Origin of the sequence: Nocardia sp. NPDC088792, assembly GCF_044750615.1 — a bacterium.
Lineage (GTDB): Bacteria > Actinomycetota > Actinomycetes > Mycobacteriales > Mycobacteriaceae > Nocardia.
This window is the reverse complement of record NZ_JBIVKC010000003.1, coordinates 736,626-760,821: the sequence shown is the minus strand read 5'-3', so window position 1 is coordinate 760,821 and position 24,196 is coordinate 736,626. Positions and strand designations below refer to the sequence as shown.

Here is a 24,196-nt window from a genome sequence, read left to right as displayed (position 1 = left end):
ACATCAGCATGAGCAACGACGTCGACATCCCTCGCGGGGATCTCGCCCGCCGGATCGTGTTCCTCAAGACGATCAGTGACCTCGTCGGGGAGGAGTTGAACAAGGCCAAGCGGCTGGCGGTGATCCGGTTTCAGAAGGGCAGCTCGGAACCAGCCCGCGATGCCAACGACGTCAAACTCGGCAACGTCAGCAAGTCCGACCCGAAGCCGGTAGCCGCGGTCGTGGATGACGAGCGGCTTGCGGAGCACATCCTTCAGACGCGCCCGGACGAGTGCATCACCGAGGTCAGACTGGGCGACACCGCGCAGATCGCGGCCGTGCTCACCGATGCCGGCCGCACGGACCTGTTCACAGCCGTGAAAACCATCCCCGGCTGGCTGTACCAGGAGATGGAAGCCAAGGCGCTGGCGGGAACTTCGGTGCCCGGGATCGAGGTCCGCACCCCCGCTGGTTACATCACGGTCCGCCTCGAGCAGGCCGCGAAGGATGCCGTGCGTGAGCTTCTCGCCGCGTCGCCTATCGCATTGGGAATCGAGGCAGTGCGATGACCTCCGAAGAACCGCAGACCAGCCGGTGCACTGAGGGTTTGCAGAGGATGCGCGAACCGTTCCCGTCCAACCAGATCAACTTGCTGCCAAAGCCCTACAAGAAGGACTCGGCGAAAGGGCGGTGCAACGAATGCGGCGGATACCACGGGCTGCCCGCAGTCCACTTGGAGTACGTCGGCCACGCGGCACTGACTGACCGGTTACTCGACGCAGATCCTGAATGGTACTGGGAACCAGTGGCATTGGACGCCAAGGGCCTGCCGCAGTTCGACGAGAACGGCGGCCTGTGGATCCGGTTGACCGTGTCCGGAGTAACCCGGCTCGGATACGGCGACTCCCAAGGAAAACGCGGCGGCGATGCCGTAAAGGAAGCGATTGGCGATGCTCTGCGCAACGCGGGTATGCGTTTCGGTGCAGCACTGGACCTGTGGCACAAAGGCGACCTGCACGACGCGAACGAGCGACGCGGCACCAAGCCCCAAGCCGCCGACGATGCACGACGGGAACTTCTCGGACTACTGACTGAGCAGGGGATCGCGCCGGCCGACGCTGTCGATCGGTTCGCCGCCGACGGCAATGGTCACTTGGGCACGTCCGCCGACGTCGAAGCAATAAGAGCACTCACCGCCTACTACCGGCAGCAGCCCGGAGGTGAGGCATGAACGCCGTCCCGCACAACCCGAACGAAGCCGTGCTGCACCTCGCAGACCTGGCACGCCAACTCGATCGAGTCACCAACGAGCTCAACGAGGCCGATGTCACCGCAGTTCACGCACGAGAGGCAGCGAAACTGGCTGAAGCACACGCGTTCCTGTGCGCACAGGGGTCCGTCGATGCCCGCAAGGCGCAAGCGACTGTCGCGACCGCTGAAGCCCGGCTGGCCGCTGAAGTAGCCGACGCGACCGTGCGCGGACTCCGCAACTCCGTCCGGACCCTGCAGACCCGCATCGATGTCGGCCGCACCTACGGCGCCACACTGCGATCCGAGATCGCCCTCGCCGGAAGCGGGGTGCACGGCGCATGACGATCCAACGCGAACCCAAGTACATCGCCGCCCACGCCTTGCAGCGGCTGGCCAAGCATCAACCACGCCCGCCACGCCCGAAGAATCCGGGTGAGGCCGCGACCCGCAAGCTCGTCGCCGAACGTTCCGGCGGCTGGTGCGAGATCTGCGGGGTCATGCGCGCGGAGTCTGTCCATCACCGCCGCAACCGATCCCAAGGCGGCGGATGGTCGGCATCGAACTGTGTAGCCACCTGCGGTGACGGCACCAGGAAATGCCATGGCTGGGTGACCGTCCACCCGGGCGATGCCGCCGCCGAAGGGTGGCACATGCGCCCCGGCGACGACCCGCTCACTGTGCCGATCATCTCCGGTCTTCACGGGCCGGTGCTTCTCGCCGATGACGGCAGCATCACAACGATCGGGAGTGAGACATGGTGAAGACCGAAAGGTATTGGCATGGTGGCGTTCCCGGTTTGAAGCCGGGAGATCTGATCACGCCCCGGCAGCCAGACGACAAACAGCACCTGGTCGACGGCTGCCGAACCTGCGAGGCGCGCCGAGGCGGCAAACCTCTCGCCCGTGACGACAACGATCCGAGCCTGGTGTACGTCACCACCGAACGCGATTACGCCCGCATCTACGCGGCCGGCTACCCGCGCGGCGCTCTCTACGTGGTGGAACCGCTCGGCGAGCTGACCGACCGCACTGGCAAGCACGACCCGGCGCCCTCGTGGGGATGTGCTGCGGCACGGGTGTTGTCGGTCTACGACCGGCTGGTAGTCCTGTCCGACAAGCAGGCACGTTCACTCGATCGCCGATACAGGATCGGTGCGGTATGAGCCTGCACTGCGAGCTGTACATCAACACCGAACGCATCGGCTCCGTGCACGCCACCCGCATCGCCGGCGCCGGAGTAGCGGACGGCGATGTGAACGCCTACCGGGCCTCCATCACGGGTATGGACGACGCCGAGATTTGGCGCGGGCAAATCTGGCACCGCTACGGCGACGGCGCATGGGAGCTGGTGGAGCGTGTCCTGCGCGCCTCCCGGTATCCCTCTATCGAGGTCCCGACCGAAAACCTCGGCGGTGCCGCATGAGCAGACGCCTCTACCTCGGTGGCCGTCCGGGCCTGCGCCCGGGAGATCTGTTCGAGCCACACCACCGGCGCCGACGTCGCGCCGGACTGCGGGATTCCGATCGCGTGTTCGCGACCCCGGATCGCCACTACGCCAAGCACTTCGCATCCCTGTGGCGCCCGGGGGACCTGTATCAGGTTGTCCCAGTGGGGGAGTGGAAGCCGAGCGCGGCGGATCCCATCGAATCGTTTCATGCTCCCGCAGCACGGGTGACCGCGGTGCTGGATCGCAGTGTGCTGTTGACGGAAGCGGAACGCCGGCATGTATCTCGCCAGTGGCATCCCGCCAACGGGTACCCGGTCGGCCTGGATGGTGCGGCATGACGGCACCGTTCACGATCACCCACACTGCACAGCCGGGCCGTCGGTATGCCGGTGATCGCGGAATCCGCGGGCGCGTGCATGTTCCCGGGTCGACGAGGCTGATCGTGGCCACCGACGGCAGCTGGAAAGCCAACATCGGCGGTCACGCCTACGTCACCTACAACGGGCACTGGGGTATCGGCGGGCGGCGTATGCGCGGGCCGTTGAATCCGATCGCCAATGGCCATGTCGGTGCTCTGGTTCAGGAACTGCGTGCGATCGGCGCGGTGCTGGAGGACTTCCCGGGTCGGCGCGTGCGGTTTTTGGTGGACAGTGTCGACGCCATCGACTACCTGCGTGCGTGGCAGGCCGGAGAGATCGACCGGATGCCGCCGGGCTATGACTTGCGGCCGCGGTTGAAGGGCGGTCGTGAACCGGCATTGATGCGGTTCGCCGGGTTGGTGTGTGGCCGGACGGATTTGCGGTTCGTGCATGTCGCCGGGCATCGCGGGCATCGGATGAACGATGTCGCGGACCGGTTGGCGAGTCTTGGCCGGCGCGCATGCAGCGGCCAGGTGGGCAACGAGGTGGAAGTCGCGGAGATCGCTTCCACGATCGTCACCGCGTACGTGTTGGTGACGCGCGGGACGGTCACGAGCGACCATCACCCGGCGGAAGACGGTGCGGCGTGAAGTCTGCTGAGGAGGCGCGCCGGACTTGGCGATCCGCGCATAACGGCGAGGTGTCCTGATGGCGCGCATCCGATCCGTGAAGCCCGAGTTCTGGTTGGACCGCAAGCTGGCGCGCAGGCTTACCCGCGACGAGCGCATGTTGTACATGGGCTTGTGGAACCAGGCTGATGAGCACGGGCGTGCGCTGGCCGACCCGGTAGTCGTGAAGGGCGCGGTTTTCCCCTACGACGACGACCTCACTACCGAGGTCATTGATCGAATGTTGTGGCGACTCGATGAGACCGGCGTGGTGCAACGCTACGAGGTCGAAGGCGATCCGTATCTGTTCCTTCCGAAGTTGAAGGACCATCAGCGATTGGAGCCTGGCAAGTCCAGGTCGAAGCATCCGGAACCGCCGGAACGCGGTGCCTCACACCCTGATCCGGACGTTGTCTCGGACCAGTCGGAGAAAATTATCGCGGAGTCCGAGACGATCTCGGTGTCGCGCAGAGAGCCGGTCCCGGAATCCGGTAACGGGTTTGCATCTTTCGAGCCGGACCAGCAACAACAGTCCGATCCGGGAACCGCGACGATTTTCTCCGACGAGTCTGCGCACGATCCGGGAAAAAAATCGCTTCTTTATGGGACAGGGAGCATGGAACAGGGGGGCGCCGCGCAGATCGATCCGCGCGAAACCGAGAACCCCCCAAAGCCTCACTGCGAGAAGCACCCCGGGGGCACCCCCGACGCATGCGGTGCGTGCGCCGGTGCCCGCAAACGCTGGGTGGCGCACAACCTCGAACGAGACCAGCGCGCAACAGCCGCAGCCGCGGAGAAGAACCGAGCCGGCCGTGAGCGCACCCGTCGGGCCGCTGAAGACCGCGCTCGAGCCGCCGCCAGCTGTCGGCTGTGCGATGACGACGGCTACCTGCACATCGATTCCGACGACGGCCCGCAGGTCTCACTGTGCGCCCACGACTCCGGCGAGACCGGCAAACGCGGCCGCGCCGAGTTCCAACGCGAGCTGGCACGGATGCGCGAGAAGCGCACGCCTGCACCGACACCAGAGGAGCTGGAGCGGATTCGCACGGAGCTCGCCACGGCGGCAGCGGCACGGGATTGCGCTGCCACCGTGCCAGAGGCCCCTTCATCCCTGAGCGTGGCGCCTAGCCACACGGAACGAGCGTTTGCTGAAGAGCCACTCACCACCGAGGAGAACACCACATATGCCTGACCCAACTCCCCGCGGCCAGCTTGATGCCATCGTCCGAGAAGTGCTTACCGGCGAGCAGTTTCACGCTCCCGCGGTCGTTGCCTTCCGGCTCGCTGATGCCGTTTTCCATGCGGGCTGGCGCCCGCCCGCTCGACGCATCGAAACCTTCGACGAGCTCAACGCCTTGCAACCGGTCGCTGCGATCTGCGCCGACCTAGACGAGGGCAACCGCCCGCGTTCCGTGGTCATCCGCGACGCAGACGGCTCGATTCTCGAGCGCGACGTCGACAACGCCTATGACGAAATGGCCGAAGACCGGCACGCCGGATGGTGGGCAACCGGCACCGGACGCGACGACATCGACAGCACCGAGGTCACGCTCCCCGCCACCGTGCTGTGGCACCCGACGGTGAGTAGTCATGACTGACCGAGAAGGCGACTGGTCGAATCCTCGCGAAGCAGTCGAGGTCGGCCGGCGCATCCTCGCCAATCGCGGTATCGACATCTCCGCCGCGAAACTGGCGTTCAAGTCGAATCATCCGCAGGTCACTGACGAATGGATCGAGCCTGCGATCGCCTTGCAGGTGGCGAGCTTCTCAAGGTGGCTGCCGCCGTACACGGTTGGGTCCGTCGCCGAACAACTGGCCAATACCGAGGGTGCGTTCCCGTGGGACGGCCCGATCGGCAACGGGCTAACGGTGAACGAATACCAAAGCAAATTCCGGGACATGGCTCGCGACCAACTATTCCTGATGCATCAGCTCGGCATGATCGAGGACCGCGATGCCTGATCACGCCTTCACCAAGACGGAACGTGCCCTGCTCGTCAATGTTCGTGACGCGGTCGGTCCATGTATCGCGAGCCCCGAATATGCCGTCGAAGGATTCCGCCGCGGCGAAAGGTCCGGCGGTGGGCACGGATTCCACTACCAGTTCACCAAGACGGCGATCGTCGGAACATGGCACGAGTTCATCGAGGCCGCGTGGTATCCGGACGGCCGACCCCACACGTGGCGGCAGGGTCAGTTGCTCGCCGAAGCGAAGGTGACTTACGCACGCCTGCGGCGCTGGCGTGACTCGCTGCCCACCGAGGTGCGTGAGCAAGCCTTGACGTGGTCGCGGATCTACCCAGTGGATACACGCGATTCGCCGGCGCTGGAAGCGCTCGTGCTCCGACTGCTGGCAGACCCTGAGCCGGTCGTCGACCCCGAACCTGTTGACCTTCTTGATCTTTTGGAGATGACGAATGCCTGACCGGACTATCACCACCACCAGCGGATCGACCGTAACTCTCACCGAACGGCAGAGCGAATTGGTTGTGCTACTTGACCACTCGGACGCCCCGGTCGATATGCGGCCGACTGTGGCGGGGCGAGTCATCGACGGCGGATTTCAGCCTGCACCGTTCGCGAATTGGGCACTCCTGCCGCCGGCGCTGCGCGCAATCGCCGATCTCATCGACGAATTGGAGAACCACGATGCCTGACCGAGACCTCATCGCCGAAGGCCGCAAGCTGCTGAAGCAGGCTCGGGAATTGCCATTGCGTGAAGGCATGTTCGAGACCATCCAGACTGCCGCCCGCAGCCTCGCTGACGACTTGATCATCGAGCCCGGTCGGGCCCGCGCCCATATCGCCGAGCTTGAAGCCGATCAGGACGGATATGCCGAAACCGCTCGGCAGGCAACCGCTCTCGGCATCGACCAGGCCGCTCGCATCGCCGAGCTGGAGCAGCAGCCCGCGCGCCGCGTCATCGAGACCGCCGCGGTCTCGAACGAACCGACGGGCACGGTGATCCGTCATCAGCACGGAGATATCGGGTCGGTCGACCACGGCCCCACCGGGGAGTGGCTGGGCGGCGACACTCGCGTCCACTTCCTGGATTTCCAACACGCGCAATGGATGACGGTCGCCGACATGCTCGCGGACCCCGAGCCATCGGATCGGTGGACCGTGCTCTGGCAGCCGGAGGTGGACCGTGGCTGACCTAAGCCGCGCTGCTGAGCTGCAACGCCTCGCCAGCCTGCTCGTCGCCATATCCACAGAACTCGGAGAGCCTGGCGACACCTTGTTTGACGATTTGCCCCGGCTGGTTCGGGAGTTCCGCGCCAACGCCACCGAGCTGCGCGCGGACATGCTGGAGCGCGTTGGTCATGCCGAGGCCTTGGCCGAGGGCCTCCGCGCCCGCATCACCGAGCTGGACCAGGAGATCCAAGCGGCTGCCGGCTGGCGGCTGGCTGTTGCTGCCCGCAACAGCCAGCTGGAGCAGTTCGTAGCGATGCGAGATGCCCGTATCGCCGAGCTGGAGCGGATGGGGCCGAGCTTCGGCTACATCACCGGCTACCGCGACGGCAAGCACTGGCAGATCCTGTTCGACGGTGAACCCTTCACGCACGCCGAAGCGATCGAAGACCTCCACAACGCAACCACCGAAGTGCCCGATGTCGAGTGGCATGTCCTCGAGGTTCGGGTGGCTGACGAGCGGCCGGAGGTGAGCGACTGTGCCTGACCGTATCCCGAGCCAGCGCCTGTGCCAGCTCCGCGACGACGAACTCGTATGTGCCGGCACGAACGAAAAGGCATTGGCCGCCGAGCTTCTTCAACTCCGCAGCCTCGTCGTCGATTTTACCGATTCCGGAGACTGCTGGCTCGACCACCACGGCGGATGTCAAGCCCACGGCTATCTGGAGCCGGAACGAGGGGAGCGATGCCCGCACGCGGTGGCGAAGGAACTGATTGCCGAATGGGACGAAGCCGATGGGGGTGGCCGGTGAGCGCCTTGAACGAGACTGCCCGCGGAACCCTGCGTGCACACGGTATCAGCGTTGCTGAGGGGAGCAGGCGAAATGCCATGGGCGACAAGTGGACGGGGGACGCGTGCGGTTGCCCTGATGACAGGTGCATCGGATTCCACCACGGCGACGGCGACGACTGCGGGTGCCTGTCAGCGCTACTGGAGGTGGACATCGATGAGTGACACTTCGGATGCGTTCCGCATGTTGCTCGCCGAGCATCGGGCGACATCTCGTAGCTGTTTCTGTTTGTGCGGTGCCTACGTCGAAGGACAGCACGGCTACACGGCGCATCTGGCGGGGGTGATCGAGGCCGAGTTCCTGGTGGTGCCGCGCAGCGACGTCATCGGGACCGAGTACGGGTGGCGACTCTCCGGTGATGAAGGGCCACAGCGGAACAGCGAACGCATGTGGGCGCTGGCCGACGCCGAGATCAACGCCGGCGAAGCAGTCCAGCGACCGGCCTTGGCCTGGCTGCCGATAACCCCGGTTAGCGAGGTGCCCGATGCCTGACCGCTATGGGGATACGGAGCGCCCACAGTGCCGGAATCCCCACTGCACCCGGGGCTGGCTCGGCGACGACGACGAAGGCCGGCGCATCCCGTGCCTGGACTGTAAACCGCACCTCGCGACGTACCGACGCGATGTCCACGACTACGCCGAGCACCCAGCCAGCGCCCGAGCCCAAGCAGCAATCGACGCAGCAGAAAGAGACAACCGATGAGCGACTACACGACCAACGACCAGATGCCAGAGGCGTGGCGCGACCTGCTGGAAGGCATCACTATCCTCGCGCGCCATCCCGACAACGACATAAGCCCATTCCACTGCGAGCACGACAAATTGACCGTCTGTGCGAACCCTGCCGATTTCACGGACGAGGAACTGGAACGTCTGGACACGCTGGGATTCCGGGTGGGCGATGACGAGGAGTCGTTCGACTCCTTCCGATTCGGGAGCGCGTAATGACCACCTACCGCCGATTCATCGAAACCTGCGACCACGAGGGCGAAACCTGGAACTTCTGGCTACAGGTCGACGGCAACATGACCGCTCTCGCGGTCCTCGGCGACAAACTCGACGCCATCAACGAACCCCTCATCGATCGGCCGTTCGTCCTCGAAGTCGACCAGCTCGACGAACCTGAGGTCGATCTACTCATCCGCTTTGGCGAATCGGGCTACTTCATGCAGCACAACAAGATCGACGGGTCGCTACAGCTGCCGAAGAATTTCCTGGCCTTGGACTTCGAAGCCGTGACCGATCACCTGTACAAGGGCGCCATCCGCGACTTCTTCCACGGCGGTGCCGAATGAGCCACTGGAGCGATCTCCTGCGCGACGCCGTCGATTTCGGTGGCGACCCCGAGCCGAAGCACGACCATCTGGGGCGCACTGGCGACACTGACTGCCCGGCCTGTTATGTCGACACGATCCGTGAAGCACTCCGCAGTTACTACGACGAGCCCGAACCCACGCTGCAGGAGGTCGGCAATCCGTGCGACCACGATAACGCGGTCGCAGGCCGCGTCGAGGCCGGCCGTCTCGACGGTGGCCGCTACTGCTCGGTCGTCACCTGCGCGGCTTGCCTGATCTCGAGCCAAGGCTACGTACAGGCGATCACGAATCTTCCTGCAAGCGAACTGATTCCATTCACCCGGAAGGTTCCCGAATGAACCAGCCGCCCATGACGTCACAACCGTCGGCACCCTGGATGCAGCAGTTCGAGGACGCCAAAGCCAAGGGCTCCGCGGGGCATGCAGTAGCCGGCTGTGGTGATCGCGATTGCCCGTGCTGTCTGGTCCCGGACAGCGTGCGCCCGGTCTCGCAATCGGTCATACCGACCCCGACAAACCTTGTCACGTCGGCTCTCTCGATGCTCCGCACCCTCAGCCCATGGAAATCCAGCCGATGACCACGCCCGACGAGATCCGCGCTGAGGCCATCGACCGACTTGCCCGCATGCAGTTCCAACTGGACGAACCGTACGAGCACTGGGCACCGCAGTACCGCCGCGAGGTGACCAAGTTCGTCGACGCCCTCGGCGACATGTTGCCGACCCATATCGAGGAACGCGGCGGCGGCGAGATCGAGAACTTCCAGGGGCAGATAACTCGGCGAATCCCAAAGCAGCGCCGTTACATCACCGATTGGATCGAGGTGACCGAGTGAGCAGCGGGCAGAAACCACGTAGTCGAGCGTTTTTCCCGCGGATGAAGGTCCGACGACCCCAGCGGCCACGCCCCTGGATGCTTGTCCTCTATGACGAGAATTGGCGTCCGTACTGGTACCAGAAGGGCTCGCCGCGCCGACGAACGAAGCCCAAGGGTTTCTACCTCGGCGACGGCACACGGCCAGAGCTAGTGACGTTCGAGGTCCCTGACTTTCGGTGGAGCGGCAGAGCGGAAGCGATCCGTCCGGAGGTGACCGAGTGACCCGCGAGGACGCCTTGGATTTCGCCGACATCGCCGCCGGCGTCGCCGTGGTCGTCGCGTACATGGTCTGGCTGGCACAACGAGCCCGATGAAACTGGGCCGTCGCCACAAGAGCGTCAAGTATCAGCGGCGCCTATTCCACTAACCGCATACGAAACCGAAAGCAGCACAACCATGTCCGATCACCCCACTGCCACATTCCACGAATCCCAACTGGCCGACTACCTGCCTCCCGCCGCGCGGCGCGCTGTCTCGCGCGAGGACCTCGAAATCGCTGCCGCCTACGCCGTCTACGGTTCCGGCGTCAACGGCCGGATGGTGATCGGCGCGCAGGTCGTCGAAACGGTAGGCCGTGCCCTCGTTGCCCCGATCGTGGATGCCATCCTCGCGATGGACGGTATCCAGATCACCTTCGCCAACGCAATCGAGCAGCCGGAGACCGCCGATGCGTAATGTGCGCGACTTCCTGCCACGCGGAGATCTGTCATGACCCGCGCCCGGGACGGGGCTCGCAAGCGTGCGGCTACCGCCCAGGGGCTTGCGAACACACACTCCGGCACAGAGATTCGTGTGACCACCGCCGATGACTACATGACCAGAGATCAGGTCGCGGCGCGGTGGAAGCTCTCGCCGAAGACGTTGTCGAACTGGCATCACCTAGGCAAAGGGCCCCGGTGTTTTCGGCTCGCGAATGGCAGATACCGCTATCGCACAGCCGATGTCCTCGCCTACGAGGAGCACCTACTCGAATCAGCGTAGAAAGGGGAATTCGCGGGTGGCACGCGAACGACTCGAACCCGGCGCACGGCCGAAGGATCTGGTGCTCGAGCCGACGCAGGGCGAGGACGGGATTTACCGGATCGAACGGGTCCGGCACCGGAGATTCAATGGCACCTACACAAGAACCAGCGCACAGGGATTCACCCGCGACGAGTGCCTCGATGAATGGGGGACGGCATTCGAACGCAAACGCCACGAGGGGAGTGCGCGGCGGAAGACACAGCGCCACAGGTTCAAAGACACCGATCCTATGTCGCTGGCGTTCAAGCGGTTCTTCGAACTCACGCAGAAGCGTGTCGACGCTGGAAAGATCACTCAGAAGACTCATGACCTGTACTGGGCGGCCACCTTCAGATCCGAGGGTCCGCGTGCCGACCCCGATGCGATCCGGCTCGACTCGGAGATGGGCGAGCTGTCGATCGCCGAGGCCGGCCAGCCAGTGTTCTTGTCCGAATATCTCGAGGACGTCGCCGAGATCGTGGGCGGCATCGCCGAACACCAGTACATCGTGCTCAAAGGCACCTTCAGCATGCTCACCCGGGCGGGACTGTTCAGATTCAGTCCCATGGCCGAGGTCCTGAAACCCGAGCGCGGAGAACCCGATCCGTGCGCGCTGCGTCCCGAGGAGCGCGATCAGCTGTACTGCCAGATTTGCGCAAGGACCGCCCGCACACCATGGATCGAGATGCTGTACATGCTCATCCTCGGCACCGGCATCCGTCCCGGGGAGGCCTACTGGCTGCAGTGGTCCGACATCCCCGGACTCGACGACCCTACCGTCAAGAAGGCGGTGCTACGTGTAGGAGGCACCGTGGTGAAGCCACGTCTCAACGGTGGGGCATTCCGCCAGAACAAGCGCAAGAGTTCACGACGCGGCCACGCCTACTACGTCACCCTGCCCGAGTGGCTGACCACCAAGCTGCGCGCCTACAAGAACAAGCAAGCGCCGAAAAGCCAGGACGAGCCGATCCTGACATCGTCGGGCGGCGGCATGCTGCGACCGACGACCGGGGAGGCCGGTCTGCGGCGAGCGAAGGAGGATTCGAGTGTGGACTGGGTGACGTGGGGCAATCTCCGCGACACCGTAGCTACCCATATCACGGGTAGAACCGGTGATGCACGCCGTGCTAGTGCGCAATTGGGGCACATGCAGGGCGCGTCGATGGTGACCGGGCACTACCTGGATCCGAACGGATACGTTCATCCGGTAGTGGACAACACCGACGTCCTCGAGGAACTCGACCCGGCCAAAGTAGGAGCTATGTTGGAATCTACGGGAAGTCGATCATGACACCAACGCCAGGAACAGCACGAACGACCAACTCTGGGCATAGCATGTTGCTATGCCCACCAATCGGATCGAGGGGCGTACGGCGGTTTTCGCTGACTGGGCTTGGCAGGCACTGCTGGTGACCGGGGTGTGCTCGGTGGGGTTGGGCGCGGTCATGATGGTTTGGCCTGATAAGTCGGAGACGGTGGCCGCGACGCTGTCGGGACTGGTGCTGCTGGCCACCGTGGCCGTGCAGTTGATCGTGGCGTTCGGGGCGCGGATCGCTACGGCGCTGAAGGTGCTGGAGTTTTTGGGCGGGGCGGTGTCGGGGGTGCTCGCGGCCTGGTGTTTTCACAGTGGCGAGTGGGTTGTGTTGCTGGCCTTGTGGGTTGGGATGGGGTGGATGGTGCGGGGGATTCTGCAGGCGATCGTGGCGGCTTGGTCCGAGCGGTTCGCGGGGTCGGGGCGGCAGGAGGTGGTCGGGTTGGTGACGCTGGTCGTCGGCATCATCGTGGCGGTGGGGACCTTCGAGACGTTGACGAGCCTGTCGATCGTGGTCGGGTTGTTCACGATCGCGCTCGGGGTCAGCGAGATCCTCGTGTCGACGCGGCTGGAACGGTCTGCGATGGAAGTCGTCTCGTAAATCACAACGGTGTATTAGCGGATCGCTCCAACCCCCGGGGAATAGCTCGTTAGCCTGCAATTTGCCGGTACGTTCGGATAGTTCGTGTGTCGGATATTCGATCACGCCGCTGCATCCGGAATACCGGACGGTTCCGATGGTTTGGTACATCCCGCCGCTGTCACCGGTAGTGGATGCGCTGCAGGACACCAGGCACGACGCCGAGGACCACGGCAATCTCTTCGCCGCCATCGAGGCGCTGCGCATCCCCGTCGAATACCTGGCCGAGCTGTTCACCGCCGGGGACATCGAGCCCGTCAACGATGTGCTGCGCAAGCTCGCCGCCATGCGCAGCTACATGCGCGATATCAACCTGGGCCGCGAACCACGACCGGAGATCGCCGCCAAGGTCGGCATGACCGAGGAAGAGATCTACAACATGTACCGGCTGCTCGCGTTCGGGGAGAGCTCCGGGCATCCGACACCGGTGGCGGTGGAGAACTTCCGCATGCTGCAGGACCGGCAGACCGCCGACTCGCCCGCTTCGGTGGCGGGGCAGGGGCGGGTCAACCTGCTCAACTGGGATGGCCGCGGCACGCCCGACGGGCTCATGCCCGATCGCGATGGCGGAAGGCATCGGCGGTGAAACTCTCCGCCGCGCAACGCTCGGCGGCCTGGCAGGTGCAGTCGCTGCTGCTCGGCTATCCCGATGCGCAGCTGCTGGATGCGCTGCCACTGCTACGCCGTACCGCCGAGGCCTTGCCGGCGGCAGTCGGTGCACCATTGCAGCCGTTGCTGACTCGCCTCGCGAGCGCCGAGCCACTGGCCGTGGCAACCGAATACGTCGATACCTTCGACCATCGCAAGCGGTTCAGCCCGTATCTGACCTGGTTCATGTACGGCAACACCCGCAAACGCGGGATGGGGTTGCTGCGGCTCGAGGAGTTCTATCGGGCGGCCGGCCTGGTGCTCGGCAATGACGAACTGTCCGACCACCTCTCGGTGATGCTGGAATTCGCGTCCGCGCATCCGGGGCTCGGACAGCAACTGCTGGAGGAGTATCGCGCCGGCATCGAGTTCATGCGAATGGCGCTGCGGGACGCCGATTCTCCCTGGACGGGCGTCCTGGAGTCGGTGTCGGCGACCTTGGCCCCGCTGCGCGGTTCCGAACGCGATGCCGTCGCCCGGCTCATTGCCGCGGGGCCGCCGGACGAGGGCGTCGGGCTGGAGCCCTTCGGCCCGCCTTCTCATATGCCAGAAATGCCGCAGGCGCCCGCGATGCTCGGCATGCCGGAACCGATCGGAGGACGTCGGTGAATCTCACAGCCGTGGACTATCTACTCTGGGTCGCGATCCCGTACGCCGCCCTGGCCGCCTTCATCGTCGGGCTCAGCTGGCGTTACCGCTACGACAAGTTCGGCTGGACCACCCGGTCCTCGCAGATCTACGAGAACCGGCTGCTGCGCCTGGGTAGCCCGCTGTTCCACTTCGGCATCATCTTCGTCTTCTTCGGGCATGTCATCGGGCTGGTGATTCCGGAGAACTGGACCGAGAAGGTCGGCATCAGCGAAAGCATGTATCACGCAGGCTCGTACAGCCTCGGCGCCGTCGCGGGTATCGCGACGGTCCTCGGTCTGGTCATCCTCATCTACCGCCGCCGCACCGTAGGCGCGGTCTTTTCCGCGACGACCCGCAACGACAAGATCATGTACGTACTGCTGGGTCTCACCCTCGCACTGGGGCTCACAGCGACGCTATACGGCAATCTCAGCGGCCACCCGCACAACTACCGCGAAGACATCGCTCCCTGGTTCCGATCCATCTTCTACTTCCACCCCAAGCCGGAACTGATGGTGGACACACCCGTCTTCTTCAAGCTCCACATCATGTGCGCCTGCGCCCTTTTCGCCTTCTGGCCCTTCAGCCGCCTGGTGCACGTGTTCTCCGCGCCCATCGGCTACCTCACCCGCCCCTACATCGTCTACCGAACCCGCGACACCCGGGAACTGGGCGCCCACGAGCCGCGCCGCGGCTGGGAACGGGTCGGCTCCTAACGTCCACGCGATCCGCGATTCGGTACCGGAATACCTGCGCGGGGTGCCTTTCGAACACTGAGAGCAGTGGAAAGGACACCGGGCCTGCGGGCCTCGTGTGCGAGTTGCCAGATGGTGCTCTTGCAGACGAGCTCCTTGAGCTTGGCGCCCGCGTAGCCCGCGAGGTAGTACCTGTTCGGGGTGTCGTCCTTGCCGGCGAATTGGGAGATGGCGGTGCGGCGGCCCAGGCTGATGCACTGGCCAACGAAGCTCACGTCGACCGGTTTGGGCTGTTCGCCCGCGAGTCGGCTGAGTACTGTCTCGGCGGCCTGCGGGCCGAGCTGGACCGCGGCTTGGCAGCTCATCCGGAACGGCTGACCGGACGGTGCGGCGGCATCCCCGGCGGCGACTATGTGCGCGTCGTCGAGACTGGTCAAGGTGTCGTCCGTGTAGAGGCGGCCGAGGGCGTCGGTGCTGAGCCCGCTGCGGGCGGCCAGGTCGGGCACGCCGAAGCCGGCGGCCCAGATGGTCAGCGAATTGCGCAGTGTGTGACCGCCACTGAGGTGCACGACGTCACGCGTCACGGCCGTCACCATCGCTTCGGGGCCTTCGAGGACGGTCACGCCGAGTTGGGCGAGTCGTTCGGCAACCGAGCGCCGGCCGCGCGGGTGCAGATACGGGCCCAGCACCTCACCGCACACGAGGGTCACGAGGTGACCCGCTTCCGCCAATTCGGCGGCGGTCTCGATGCCGGTCGAGCCCGCACCGACCACCGTGACCGGTGTGTCGGCGGGCGCGGCGGTCAGGACGGCGCGCAGCCGCTCGGCCTGCTCCAGATCGCCCATGGGGTAGGTGAATTCGGCCACGCCGGGGACTGCCGGTTCGGCACTGCCACTTCCGACCGCGTAGATCAGATAGTCGTATCCGATCGTGCCGCCTGTCGCCAAGGTGACGGTGCGTTCGCCCGCGTCGATCCGCGTGACGCTGTCGACCACCCGCCGAACCCCTTCGGCGAGAACGTCTTTGTAGTCGACCACCGCGTCATCGGATCCACCCGCCAATTGATGCAGCCGGATCCGCTCGACGAACTGCCCACGCGGATTGATCAGTGTCACCCGCACCCCGTCCCGCCGCGCCAGTCGATTGGCCGCCATGACGCCGGCATATCCGCCCCCGACCACAACCACCGCACTGCTGCCGATCATGATGCCTCCTTCGTCTCCAGCGATTCGAACACAAGACACCGCGGAACCGGCACCCGTGACAGCCCGTGAGACAGCTCACCCCACCGGCGGGGGAGCGAATCGGCCGATCCCTTGCAGCAGACAGGTGAGACCGAATTCGAAACTTGCGGTGGGCGTGGCGTCTTCGGCGTCGATGATGCGGCGGGCGAAGTGCGGGTAATCGCCGGTGGCTATGACCTCGCGGAGGTAGGGGGCCACGGTGGCGCGCCACTGGTCCTCGGTCTGGCCGGTGCGCTGCTGGGCGTGGAGTGCTGCCAGCTCGTGACTGGTGGCGCCGAAGACGTAGGAGGAGAGGGCATCGACGATATGGGACGCGAGTGTGATATCGGCGGTGAGGGGAGCGGCCGCGGCGAGGACGAAGTCGATGCGGCGCAGGGCATTCGGCCCGAAGGAAGGGCGCCCCGCGAGCTGCCGGCCCAGCCAGGGGTGCCGCAGGAGGGTGGTGCGGAGGTGACGGGCCTGCGCGGTGAGATCGGCATGCCAGTCGCCGGTGAGGCCGGGGAGATCGGCGTCGCCCTGGGCCGCGTCGATCATCAGGTCCAGTAGTTCGTCACGATTCGCGACGTAGCGATAGAGGGACGCGGTGCCCGACGCCAGGTCGGTGGCGACGCGGCGCATGGAGACGGCGTCCAGACCCTCGGCGTCGGCGATGTCCAGGGCGGTCCGCACGATGCGGTCCACGCTGGGGGCGCGGCGCGCGGGGGTGCGGCGTTCCTTGGTCCACACCAGCGGTTTCGGCTCGTCGGTCACAGCGTTCCTTTCTACCCGTTGCGGACACGATAACACTGTGGCTACGGTGTATCCATTACGGATACGATGTAGCCATAAAGGAGTTGTCATGAGTGAGAACAGAATTCCGGTGCTGATCGCCGGCGGCGGTTCGGTCGGATTGGGGGCGGCGCTCTTCCTCGCCGACCGCGGAGTCGAGACGCTGGTGGCGGAGGCGCAGGATGGGCCGTCGGCGCACCCGCGCGCCACCGGCATCGGACCGCGGACGGTCGAGATCCTGCGCGGTCTCGGATTGCAGGACGCGCTCGACGCCGTGAGCGTCGACATGGTCAGCGCCGGGCTCGGCAAGGTCAGCGTCCGGACCCTGGCCGAGGCGGATTTCGCCGCAATGCCTATCGCACCGGCGATGGCGCGGGCGCGCGGTTCGGTGGACGTCACCCCGGCACGCACTCGCGGGACCTGTCCGCAGGATCGCTTCGATTCCGTGGTGCTGCCCGCGGCGCGGGAACGCGGTGCGATCGTGCGGTATTCGACGCGACTGACGTCCTTCACCCAGGACGACACGGGAGTGCGGGCGGTCCTCGACACCGGAGAGGTCGTGCGGGCCGACTACCTGATCGGCGCCGACGGCGTGCGCAGCGAAGTCCGCTCGGCGCTCGGCATCGAGACCACCGGGCCCGGCGCACTCGGTGCGCAGATGATGAGCATCCTGTTCCGCGCCGACCTGACCCGATACCTCGACGGCCGTCGCTTCGTGACCTGCAATATCGAAAACCCCGGCGTGACAGGCATGCTCGTCACCATCGACGGCGCCAAGGACTGGGTTCTGCACATCGAGTGCGGAGACGCACTCGATGAATTCACTGAGGCCCGCTGCCTGGAATTGATATGCGCCGCAGTCGGCGACGACCTTCACGACGTGGAGGTGGTCAGCCGGTTGCCCTGGCGGCCACGCGGATTGGTGGCGGACCGGTTCCACCAGGGCCGCGTGTTCCTGATCGGCGATGCCGCGCACGCCGTTCCGCCGCTCGGCGCCTTCGGGCTGAACACCGGCGTCGCGGACGCCGACAACCTCGCCTGGAAGATCGCCGCGGTGCACCACGGTCATGCGGCCGCCGGGCTGCTGGAAACGTATACGGCCGAGCGCCGTCCGGTGGCGCTCACCACCCTCGATCAGGCCATGAGGCGGCTGGCGGATCCGCGGCTGCATTGGGGCTCGGGGCCGGAGGCAGAGACGGCACGGGCCGCGGCCGGCGTCATGAACGCGCCCGTGGTGCACCTCGGGTACCGCTACGACTCGGCCGCGGTGATCGATCCGAATCCGGAACTGCCGTCGTTCGAGGATGTTTCGCTGGACCTGGATGGCACGCCGGGCTCACGATTGCCGCACTGCTGGCTACAACACGAGGGCCGGCAGGTGTCCATACTGGATCTGATCGGGCCCGGCTGCACGCTGCTCACCGCTGACGAGGAGTGGGAGCGGGCGGGACGACTCGTCGCGGAGCAGTCCGGCTACCTCACCGTGGTACGGATTCGCGTGGCAGACAGTGCGTGGACCGGCAGTGTCGGCATCGGTGCGGATGGCGCCGTTCTGGTGCGGCCGGATCGGTTCGTGGCCTGGCGGGTGCCGGGACTGCCGGGAGATCCTGCCGGTGAGCTACGGGACGCCCTGGGCCGTATCTTGGCGCACTGAACCCGATCCGGCAGTTGCTGCATGATTGCGGTACGTGCAGACCGCCTCTCGGCTCAGGGTTCGTACACCTCCGGGTGGGTGTCAATACCGCTGAGGTCGAATGCGAATCAGGGTCCTCGGCGGATGTGCCGGGTGGTCGGCCAACCGTACCGTGACGATATGTCCGATCAGCTGGAAGCGCCGGTATCCGCGGCGCCCGAGGGGCGGCGCATCGGCGAGGTCGACAGTCTGCGCGGATTCGCGCTTTTCGGGATCCTCGTCACCAATGCACTCATGGCGACCGCGCTGTTCTCGTTCAATGGCACGGGTACGCATGTGCATCCGACCTTCGACGGCACCCAGGACCACTTCGTGGCGGCGGTGCTCGAGGCGCTGTTCCTGGGCAAGTTCTATCTGTTGTTCGCGTTCCTGTTCGGGTATTCGTTCACCTTGCAGATCGCGGCGGCCCGGCGGGCGGACGCGCCGGCGGTGCCGCGGCTGGTGCGGCGCGGTGTGATGCTGTTCGCGATCGGGCTCGCACACGTGCTGTTCCTGTGGATCGGCGACATCTTCACGCTGTACGGCGGCTTGTGCCTGATTCTGGTGCTGCTGCGCAATATTCGGCCCAGGACTGCCCTGATCACCGGCCTGATCCTGTACTTCACCTTCGCGCTGCTCGCCTTCCTGCCGGGCGCCGGCGGGATGACCGGGCTTGGGGACCTTTTCGATTTCCAGGCCATGCATCGCGCCTACACCGGTAGCTTCGTCGATACCCTGCATATTCAGCAGCAGATCGGCCCGAAGTTCATGCTGCTCACCTGGTTCGCGCAGGGCATTCCGGCACTGAGCATGTTCCTGATCGGCATGGCGGCGGGTAAGTATCGCGTGTTCGAGGATCGGGAGCGATTGCAGCGGTGGGTGCCGCGCGCGCTGACGGTGGGTTTCGGAGTGGGCGTGCCGATATCGCTGATCAGCTACGCCTACCTGATGGTCCGCAAGGACATGCCCGCGCATTGGTACGGATTGCAGGAACTGGCCAATCCGTTCATGACCCTCGGCTATATCGGGGGCATCATCTGGCTGACCCGTACCCGTTGGGCGGCCGCGGTCGCCCGGCTGGCGCCGGCCGGGCGCATGGCGGCCTCCAACTACATCGGCCAATCGGTGGTGCTGATGGTCGTCTACACCGGATACGGGCTGGCCTTGGCCGACAAGGTCCCGCCCGCCGGGGTATTCGCCATCGCGGTCGTGACATTCGCCGCGCAACTGGGATTCAGCGCCTGGTGGCTGCGGCGCCACGCCTACGGCCCGGTCGAGTGGCTGCTGCGGGCCGCGACCTATCTGACGGTTCCGGCCTGGCGGAAATCGTCGGTGTGAATTCTGGCCCACTGGGCGAAGGTTCGCGGGGCGCGGCCCGTGACCTCCTCGACGGTCGGGCGCACGATCGATTCGTCGATGACGCCGTCGACATAGAACTCGAAGAAGGCGTCCACGTATTCGGCGGGAGTGTCGGCGAGCATGTCGGCGCGCGCCTCGTCATCACTGAGCTCGACGGAGTGCAGGTTGCGGCCGAGCAATCCGCCCAGCACCGTGACCTGTTCGGCCGGCAGCTGCGCCTCCGGTCCTGTCGGCCACAGTATTTCGCCGCGGTAGGCGGGATCGGCGAAGGCGCGGGCCGCGACCGCCGCCAGGTCGTAGGGATCGAGGCTGGCGGTGCGTACCTGCGGGAAGGTCACGCGCACCGTGTCGCCCGTGGCGAGCTGCGGCAGCCAGCGCAGGGCATTGGAGTCGAAGGCGCAGGGCCGCAGGATGGTCCAGGCCACGCCCGATTCGATGACCTCCTGTTCGGAGGCGGCCATGTACCGGGTGACCGCATTGCCGGTATTGCCGGTGCCCGCGGAGACGCCCGACAGTTGCACGATGTGCTCGACGCCGGCCTTCGCCGCCGCCTGCGCTACGCCGGGATAGCCGGGGAGCAGGAACAGTGCGCGGGCTTCCTCGAATACCGGGCCCAGGGAATCGGGCGAGGTCAGATCCGCCGCGATCGGTTCGACTCCCGGTGGCAGCGCGGCCTTTCCGGGGTCGCGCATCAAGGCCCGTACCGGTTCGCCGGCCCGGGCGAGGGCCCGCACCAATTCGGTTCCGACATTCCCTGTCGCACCGCTCACCACGATCATCGCTTACCCCTTGTCCACACACGGGATCCGCCTGCCGCGGATCCCACGTACCCAGGGGAACACGAATCGTGAAGGGTTAGAACGGGACCTGGTGGATCTTCATATTTCACTCAGGGAAGATCGAGGTAAAACTCAGGTAAGGTCATAGGCGGTCGGGTGTCGCGGCTCATACAGCCCGATTTCGCCTGCTCCCGGCACCTGTAGGTGGGTGATCAGCCCCCAGCGCGCCTCGGTCACCCCCGAGGTGAACTCGACGCCCTTGGCGCCCAGTTCGGCCATGGTGGCATCGAGATCGTCGCACATGAGATACAGCTCGGTGCGGCCGTTCTCGGCCGGTCCGGCCGGGTGCACCGCCAGTTCGGCGGGCGGGGATTCGAAGATCAGCCAGCCATTGTTCGCATCGACGTACGGCAGGCCCAGGACGTCACGGAAGAATGCCCGCGCCGCCTCTGCATCGGTGGCATGGACGATGGTGTGCGCGCCGGTAATCATGGCCCGACGCTAACACCTTCGACCGACGCATTCGGACGGCCGGTCGTGCCGGGCGCCCGCAGATTTTCGAGCAGTAGCTGCGAGAATGCCACGGGTGCATCGGTGAAGCTGTGCCCGCCCGGGAATCGGGTGAGCGTCAGGCCGAGCCGGTCGGCCAGTGCGGCGGCCGGACGAGCCGGCAACTGATCTCCGGTCTCCTCGCCCGCCGCGAGTACCAGCCGGTCGGACACAGTTTTCAAGGCTTCGAGATCGGGCATGTACGAAGTGAACTGGCGCAGTTCATGTTCGAGCATGATCGCAGCGTTCGCGGACAGGCGTTCGAGCATGGCCGCGGCGCGGGCGTCCGCCGGGGCGGGCATGGGCTTCAGGGTGCCGCCGATGCCGGCGAGGAAACGTGCACCGGCTGCGGCGAGGCCCTCGGTGCGGAACAGCGTGTACACCTCGTCGATGAATTCGCGTTGCCGTGCGGCATCGTCGAGCACCGCGAAACAGGGTGGTTCGTGCGCGACCAGGCCGCGGACCGATTCCGGGTGCCGTGCCAGCAGATCCAGGCCGACGATCGCCCCACTGCTACCGCCGAATACCTGGACCGGTTCGTCGGTCAGATGCGTGATCAGGCGGTAGGCGTCGTCGCTCTGCACCTCGACGCGCTGCTCACGCGGTGCATCCGGGTCGAGGGTGCTGCGCGAGTAGCCGCGCGGATCCAGTGTCGCCACGGTGAACTGCGCGGCCAGCGGTTCGATGATCGGGTCGAAGACGGCCGCGTCCCCGCCACCGCCGGGCAGCAGCAGAAGCAGCGGCCCGGCGCCGCGTAGCTCGTAGTAGAGGGTCGCGCCCGGTACCCGCAGGGTGGCGGCGGTCATCGTGTCGTCTCCTTGGTCGGCCACTGCGTCAGCGTGAGGTGCAGGGCATCGAGAATGTGTGCCCACGAGGCGTCGGTATCGCGCGCATGCCCGAATCCGCCGCTGGTCTCGAGGGTGGCGTAGCCGTGAAAAGTGCTGCGCAGCAGGCGCCCCGCATCGATGAGGTCGTCATCGGCGAGGTCGTAGGCGCGCAGCATGGCGGTGGTCAGTTCGACGCTGCGGAGGGATCCGGGCGCGTCGGCGATGGCAGCCGGGTCGAGGCGGCTCTGGGTGGCGGCATAGCGGCCCGGGTGCGCGCGTGCGTAGTCGCGGTAGGCGCCGGCGAAGGCGATCAGCGCGTCCTTGCCCGCGCGGCCGGCGACCGCGGCGGCGATCCGGTCGGTCATCTCCAGCGCGGCCTGCAGGGCGATGCGGGTGCGCAGATCCTGCAGGTTGCGCACGTGCGAGTAGAGGCTCGGGTCCTTCACGCCGAACTTCTTGGCGACGGCCGCGAGCGTGACGTTGTCGAAGCCGATGGCATCGGCGAGTTCGGCCGCCGCGGCGGTGATGCGCTCGGCGGTCAGCCCGGCTCTGGGCGACATCGATTCCCTCCTTCCTATGATGATTAGGTTAAATCCTAATATACATAGGTTCGTGTGGCCCGCAAATCCGCGGAAGCACCTACTACGCGTCGTCGTTGCGGCCTACGATCGAAGCAGGGAGAGCTCAGCGACACGCAAAGGGGAGTGAACGCATGCGTGCAATCACCCGAATCCGGAACTACATCAAGGCATTTCGCCGCGCGCGCCGGAATCAGGCCGACCTCGTCGGCTGGCTGATCCGCCGGCCGCAGGTGCTGATCGGCACCATGGTCGTCGAAACCATGCTCATGCTGTCGAACCGGCTCGATCCGCATCTGAAGGAATTGGCCGAGCTCAAGACGGCCGCGCTGATCAACTGCCAGTTCTGCCTGGATATCGGGTCGACCCTGGCCCACTACGGGGCATCACCGAACAGCAGGTGATCGAGCTGCCGAAGTACGAGACCAGCGACGCCTTCGACGAGCTGGAGAAGCTCGTCGTCGCTTTCGCGGAGGCGATGACGGTCACGCCCGCGGTGGATATCGAGCCGTTGCGCGAGCGATTGCTCGGCACGCTCACCAAGGGGCAGCTGACCGAACTGGCGGCCGCCATCGCCTGGGAGAACCAGCGCGCGCGGATCAACCAGGGGCTCGGCGTACGGGCCACGGGCATGGCCGAAGGCATGGCGTGCGCCCTGCCCGAGCCTCGAAAAGCGGTCTGATCGCGCGCGTTTCGGGGCGATGAGATCGGGGCGGTCGTACCGTCTGTAGTGCTGTCAGTGTCGTATCGAACCGCTGGGAGAAATACATGACCTCGCCCGCCCCAGTCACCTCCGGAACCCTCGCTGTGCCGGATGGCACGCTCTACTACGAAGTGCGCGGCAGCGGCCCGCTGCTCGCCCTGGTCGGCTCGCCGATGGACCATGTGCCGTTCGGCCCCCTCGCCGAACTGCTCGCCTCCGATTTCACCGTGCTGACGCCGGATCCGCGCGGCCACGGTGCGAGCAACGATGTCGACACCACCAAGGATTCGACTCCGGAACTGCGCGCCGACGATCTGGCCCGGCTCATCGGCAATCTCGATGCTGGACCGGCGATCGTGATCGGGTCCAGCGGTGGCGCGATCACCGCGCTCGCCCTGGTATTGACCCATCCCGAGGCGGTCACCACGATCCTCGCGCACGAGCCGCCGCTGCGCGAACTGCTGGACAACCGCGCCGAGTTGCGCGCTATCACAGACGATATCGCCGCCACCTACCTCGCCGGTGATGTGCTCGAAGCGATCCGCAAGTTCTTCGCCATGACCGGGCTGAACCTGCCCGAGGAGGCGATGCTGCAGATGTTCGGCGGCGAACGCGATGCCCGCACGCTGGCCGACGAGCGGTTCTTCTACGAGCACGAACTGCATGCCACCTCCGGTTGGGAGCCGGACCTGGACGGGCTGCGCAAGGCGTCCGGCAAGGTCGTGATCGGTATCGGCGAGGCGTCCGCGGGCCTGTTCTGCGATCGCACCTCCCGGGCGCTGTGCACGGCACTGGGAATCGAACCGGAGATGTTCGCCGGCGGGCACACCGGGTTCGCGGAGGACCCCGAATCGTTCGCCAAGCGGGTGCGGGAGATCCTGCAGGCCAGGTGAATTCACGGGTGGGGGAG

The 24,196-nt window shown here is 65.8% G+C and carries 36 protein-coding genes and 2 pseudogenes; 32 read left to right on the top strand and 6 right to left on the bottom strand.

The genetic code is table 11. The annotated features are described in order from the left end of the window. Positions 1 to 8: 8 nt before the first annotated feature. From ACIP5Y_RS21255 to narI, 28 genes and pseudogenes are all read left to right on the top strand, one after another. The gene (locus tag ACIP5Y_RS21255; protein ID WP_400351973.1) at positions 9 to 548 is read left to right on the top strand and encodes a hypothetical protein; all 540 of its coding nucleotides are present in this window, start codon (positions 9 to 11) and stop codon (positions 546 to 548) included. Positions 549 to 595: 47 nt separating this feature from the next. Then, entirely contained in the window at positions 596 to 1,210 is a 615-nt protein-coding gene (locus tag ACIP5Y_RS21250; protein ID WP_400351972.1) for a hypothetical protein, read from the top strand. Further along, complete coding sequence (locus ACIP5Y_RS21245; RefSeq protein WP_400351971.1) at positions 1,207 to 1,572, top strand: hypothetical protein; 366 nt, start codon at positions 1,207 to 1,209, stop codon at positions 1,570 to 1,572. Before ACIP5Y_RS21250 ends, ACIP5Y_RS21245 begins: the two co-directional genes overlap by 4 nt. Continuing rightward, complete coding sequence (locus tag ACIP5Y_RS21240; RefSeq protein WP_400351970.1) at positions 1,569 to 1,991, top strand: HNH endonuclease; 423 nt, start codon at positions 1,569 to 1,571, stop codon at positions 1,989 to 1,991. The genes ACIP5Y_RS21245 and ACIP5Y_RS21240 overlap by 4 nt, the downstream gene beginning before the upstream one ends. Beyond that, positions 1,985 to 2,392, top strand: a complete 408-nt coding sequence (locus tag ACIP5Y_RS21235) for a hypothetical protein (RefSeq protein WP_400351969.1) — start codon at positions 1,985 to 1,987, stop codon at positions 2,390 to 2,392. Before ACIP5Y_RS21240 ends, ACIP5Y_RS21235 begins: the two co-directional genes overlap by 7 nt. Then, positions 2,389 to 2,652, top strand: a complete 264-nt coding sequence (locus ACIP5Y_RS21230) for a hypothetical protein (protein ID WP_400351968.1) — start codon at positions 2,389 to 2,391, stop codon at positions 2,650 to 2,652. The genes ACIP5Y_RS21235 and ACIP5Y_RS21230 overlap by 4 nt, the downstream gene beginning before the upstream one ends. Beyond that, positions 2,649 to 3,014 (top strand): hypothetical protein, encoded by a 366-nt coding sequence (locus ACIP5Y_RS21225; RefSeq protein WP_400351967.1) that lies wholly within the window; start codon positions 2,649 to 2,651, stop codon positions 3,012 to 3,014. Before ACIP5Y_RS21230 ends, ACIP5Y_RS21225 begins: the two co-directional genes overlap by 4 nt. Positions 3,015 to 3,118: 104 nt before the next feature. After that, the gene (locus ACIP5Y_RS21220; RefSeq protein ID WP_400351966.1) at positions 3,119 to 3,685 is read left to right on the top strand and encodes an RNase H family protein; all 567 of its coding nucleotides are present in this window, start codon (positions 3,119 to 3,121) and stop codon (positions 3,683 to 3,685) included. Positions 3,686 to 3,743: 58 nt separating this feature from the next. Beyond that, the gene (locus ACIP5Y_RS21215; protein ID WP_400351965.1) at positions 3,744 to 4,898 is read left to right on the top strand and encodes a hypothetical protein; all 1,155 of its coding nucleotides are present in this window, start codon (positions 3,744 to 3,746) and stop codon (positions 4,896 to 4,898) included. Then, positions 4,891 to 5,304 carry a hypothetical protein gene (locus tag ACIP5Y_RS21210; protein WP_400351964.1) on the top strand — a complete coding sequence of 138 codons (414 nt, stop codon included), beginning with the start codon at positions 4,891 to 4,893 and terminating at the stop codon, positions 5,302 to 5,304. Before ACIP5Y_RS21215 ends, ACIP5Y_RS21210 begins: the two co-directional genes overlap by 8 nt. Then, on the top strand, positions 5,297 to 5,668 hold the full coding sequence (locus ACIP5Y_RS21205; RefSeq protein ID WP_400351963.1) for a hypothetical protein: 372 nt from the start codon (positions 5,297 to 5,299) through the stop codon (positions 5,666 to 5,668). Before ACIP5Y_RS21210 ends, ACIP5Y_RS21205 begins: the two co-directional genes overlap by 8 nt. Beyond that, positions 5,661 to 6,131, top strand: coding sequence for a hypothetical protein (locus ACIP5Y_RS21200; protein WP_400351962.1), 471 nt, complete (start codon positions 5,661 to 5,663; stop codon positions 6,129 to 6,131). The genes ACIP5Y_RS21205 and ACIP5Y_RS21200 overlap by 8 nt, the downstream gene beginning before the upstream one ends. Then, positions 6,124 to 6,363 (top strand): hypothetical protein, encoded by a 240-nt coding sequence (locus tag ACIP5Y_RS21195; protein WP_400351961.1) that lies wholly within the window; start codon positions 6,124 to 6,126, stop codon positions 6,361 to 6,363. The genes ACIP5Y_RS21200 and ACIP5Y_RS21195 overlap by 8 nt, the downstream gene beginning before the upstream one ends. Beyond that, entirely contained in the window at positions 6,356 to 6,862 is a 507-nt protein-coding gene (locus ACIP5Y_RS21190) for a hypothetical protein (protein ID WP_400351960.1), read from the top strand. Before ACIP5Y_RS21195 ends, ACIP5Y_RS21190 begins: the two co-directional genes overlap by 8 nt. Beyond that, positions 6,855 to 7,385, top strand: coding sequence for a hypothetical protein (locus ACIP5Y_RS21185; RefSeq protein WP_400351959.1), 531 nt, complete (start codon positions 6,855 to 6,857; stop codon positions 7,383 to 7,385). The genes ACIP5Y_RS21190 and ACIP5Y_RS21185 overlap by 8 nt, the downstream gene beginning before the upstream one ends. Further along, positions 7,378 to 7,650 (top strand): hypothetical protein, encoded by a 273-nt coding sequence (locus ACIP5Y_RS21180; RefSeq protein WP_400351958.1) that lies wholly within the window; start codon positions 7,378 to 7,380, stop codon positions 7,648 to 7,650. The genes ACIP5Y_RS21185 and ACIP5Y_RS21180 overlap by 8 nt, the downstream gene beginning before the upstream one ends. A gap of 195 nt (positions 7,651 to 7,845) precedes the next feature. After that, a complete protein-coding gene (locus tag ACIP5Y_RS21175) occupies positions 7,846 to 8,181 on the top strand; it encodes a hypothetical protein (protein ID WP_400351957.1) in 336 nt (111 codons plus the stop codon). Between the two features lie 207 nt (positions 8,182 to 8,388). Next, positions 8,389 to 8,634 (top strand): hypothetical protein, encoded by a 246-nt coding sequence (locus tag ACIP5Y_RS21170; protein ID WP_400351956.1) that lies wholly within the window; start codon positions 8,389 to 8,391, stop codon positions 8,632 to 8,634. Then, complete coding sequence (locus ACIP5Y_RS21165) at positions 8,634 to 8,984, top strand: hypothetical protein (RefSeq protein ID WP_400351955.1); 351 nt, start codon at positions 8,634 to 8,636, stop codon at positions 8,982 to 8,984. The genes ACIP5Y_RS21170 and ACIP5Y_RS21165 overlap by 1 nt, the downstream gene beginning before the upstream one ends. Beyond that, positions 8,981 to 9,343 (top strand): hypothetical protein, encoded by a 363-nt coding sequence (locus ACIP5Y_RS21160; RefSeq protein WP_400351954.1) that lies wholly within the window; start codon positions 8,981 to 8,983, stop codon positions 9,341 to 9,343. Before ACIP5Y_RS21165 ends, ACIP5Y_RS21160 begins: the two co-directional genes overlap by 4 nt. Before the next feature lie 220 nt (positions 9,344 to 9,563). Further along, entirely contained in the window at positions 9,564 to 9,839 is a 276-nt protein-coding gene (locus ACIP5Y_RS21155; RefSeq protein ID WP_400351953.1) for a hypothetical protein, read from the top strand. Positions 9,840 to 10,276: 437 nt separating this feature from the next. Continuing rightward, on the top strand, positions 10,277 to 10,555 hold the full coding sequence (locus ACIP5Y_RS21150; RefSeq protein WP_400351952.1) for a hypothetical protein: 279 nt from the start codon (positions 10,277 to 10,279) through the stop codon (positions 10,553 to 10,555). Between the two features lie 33 nt (positions 10,556 to 10,588). Continuing rightward, positions 10,589 to 10,861, top strand: coding sequence for a helix-turn-helix transcriptional regulator (locus tag ACIP5Y_RS21145; protein WP_400351951.1), 273 nt, complete (start codon positions 10,589 to 10,591; stop codon positions 10,859 to 10,861). A gap of 61 nt (positions 10,862 to 10,922) precedes the next feature. Then, positions 10,923 to 12,173, top strand: a complete 1,251-nt coding sequence (locus ACIP5Y_RS21140; protein ID WP_400351950.1) for a tyrosine-type recombinase/integrase — start codon at positions 10,923 to 10,925, stop codon at positions 12,171 to 12,173. 52 nt (positions 12,174 to 12,225) lie between these two features. After that, a complete protein-coding gene (locus ACIP5Y_RS21135; RefSeq protein WP_400351949.1) occupies positions 12,226 to 12,795 on the top strand; it encodes a DUF308 domain-containing protein in 570 nt (189 codons plus the stop codon). A gap of 106 nt (positions 12,796 to 12,901) precedes the next feature. After that, a pseudogene (gene narY, locus ACIP5Y_RS21130) lies at positions 12,902 to 13,420 on the top strand (nitrate reductase subunit beta); the annotation flags it as partial. Continuing rightward, entirely contained in the window at positions 13,417 to 14,091 is a 675-nt protein-coding gene (narJ, locus tag ACIP5Y_RS21125) for a nitrate reductase molybdenum cofactor assembly chaperone (RefSeq protein WP_400351948.1), read from the top strand. The pseudogene narY and the gene narJ, both read left to right, overlap by 4 nt. Beyond that, positions 14,088 to 14,828: a respiratory nitrate reductase subunit gamma gene (gene narI, locus ACIP5Y_RS21120; protein ID WP_400351947.1), complete on the top strand. Its 741-nt coding sequence runs from the start codon at positions 14,088 to 14,090 to the stop codon at positions 14,826 to 14,828. The genes narJ and narI overlap by 4 nt, the downstream gene beginning before the upstream one ends. Here the strand turns inward: narI and ACIP5Y_RS21115 are convergent. Both ACIP5Y_RS21115 and ACIP5Y_RS21110 read right to left on the bottom strand, forming a co-directional pair. Then, positions 14,825 to 16,012 (bottom strand): NAD(P)/FAD-dependent oxidoreductase, encoded by a 1,188-nt coding sequence (locus ACIP5Y_RS21115; RefSeq protein WP_400351946.1) that lies wholly within the window; start codon positions 16,010 to 16,012, stop codon positions 14,825 to 14,827. The genes narI and ACIP5Y_RS21115 overlap by 4 nt on opposite strands. A gap of 75 nt (positions 16,013 to 16,087) precedes the next feature. Next, the gene (locus ACIP5Y_RS21110; protein WP_400351945.1) at positions 16,088 to 16,801 is read right to left on the bottom strand and encodes a TetR/AcrR family transcriptional regulator C-terminal domain-containing protein; all 714 of its coding nucleotides are present in this window, start codon (positions 16,799 to 16,801) and stop codon (positions 16,088 to 16,090) included. A gap of 88 nt (positions 16,802 to 16,889) precedes the next feature. Between ACIP5Y_RS21110 and ACIP5Y_RS21105 the strand changes: the two genes are divergently transcribed. Continuing rightward, positions 16,890 to 18,473 (top strand): FAD-dependent monooxygenase, encoded by a 1,584-nt coding sequence (locus ACIP5Y_RS21105; RefSeq protein WP_400351944.1) that lies wholly within the window; start codon positions 16,890 to 16,892, stop codon positions 18,471 to 18,473. A gap of 159 nt (positions 18,474 to 18,632) precedes the next feature. Continuing rightward, on the top strand, positions 18,633 to 19,829 hold the full coding sequence (locus tag ACIP5Y_RS21100) for a DUF418 domain-containing protein (protein WP_400351943.1): 1,197 nt from the start codon (positions 18,633 to 18,635) through the stop codon (positions 19,827 to 19,829). On the opposite strand, the gene ACIP5Y_RS21095 is transcribed toward ACIP5Y_RS21100, so the two are convergent. The 4 genes from ACIP5Y_RS21095 to ACIP5Y_RS21080 all read right to left on the bottom strand — a co-directional run bounded on the left by ACIP5Y_RS21095 (position 19,790) and on the right by ACIP5Y_RS21080 (position 22,565). Further along, positions 19,790 to 20,629, bottom strand: a complete 840-nt coding sequence (locus ACIP5Y_RS21095; protein ID WP_400351942.1) for an NAD(P)H-binding protein — start codon at positions 20,627 to 20,629, stop codon at positions 19,790 to 19,792. The genes ACIP5Y_RS21100 and ACIP5Y_RS21095 overlap by 40 nt on opposite strands. 132 nt (positions 20,630 to 20,761) lie before the next feature. Further along, positions 20,762 to 21,121 (bottom strand): VOC family protein, encoded by a 360-nt coding sequence (locus tag ACIP5Y_RS21090; protein WP_400351941.1) that lies wholly within the window; start codon positions 21,119 to 21,121, stop codon positions 20,762 to 20,764. Then, complete coding sequence (locus ACIP5Y_RS21085; RefSeq protein WP_400351940.1) at positions 21,118 to 21,984, bottom strand: alpha/beta fold hydrolase; 867 nt, start codon at positions 21,982 to 21,984, stop codon at positions 21,118 to 21,120. Before ACIP5Y_RS21085 ends, ACIP5Y_RS21090 begins: the two co-directional genes overlap by 4 nt. Continuing rightward, positions 21,981 to 22,565 (bottom strand): TetR/AcrR family transcriptional regulator, encoded by a 585-nt coding sequence (locus ACIP5Y_RS21080; protein WP_400351939.1) that lies wholly within the window; start codon positions 22,563 to 22,565, stop codon positions 21,981 to 21,983. Before ACIP5Y_RS21080 ends, ACIP5Y_RS21085 begins: the two co-directional genes overlap by 4 nt. A 152-nt stretch (positions 22,566 to 22,717) precedes the next feature. Between ACIP5Y_RS21080 and ACIP5Y_RS21075 the strand changes: the two are divergent. Together ACIP5Y_RS21075 and ACIP5Y_RS21070 are read left to right on the top strand one after the other, a co-directional pair. Beyond that, positions 22,718 to 23,265 (top strand): annotated as a pseudogene (locus ACIP5Y_RS21075) (carboxymuconolactone decarboxylase family protein). Between the two features lie 86 nt (positions 23,266 to 23,351). Further along, complete coding sequence (locus ACIP5Y_RS21070; protein WP_400351938.1) at positions 23,352 to 24,179, top strand: alpha/beta fold hydrolase; 828 nt, start codon at positions 23,352 to 23,354, stop codon at positions 24,177 to 24,179. The last annotated feature ends 17 nt before the right edge of the window (positions 24,180 to 24,196 follow it).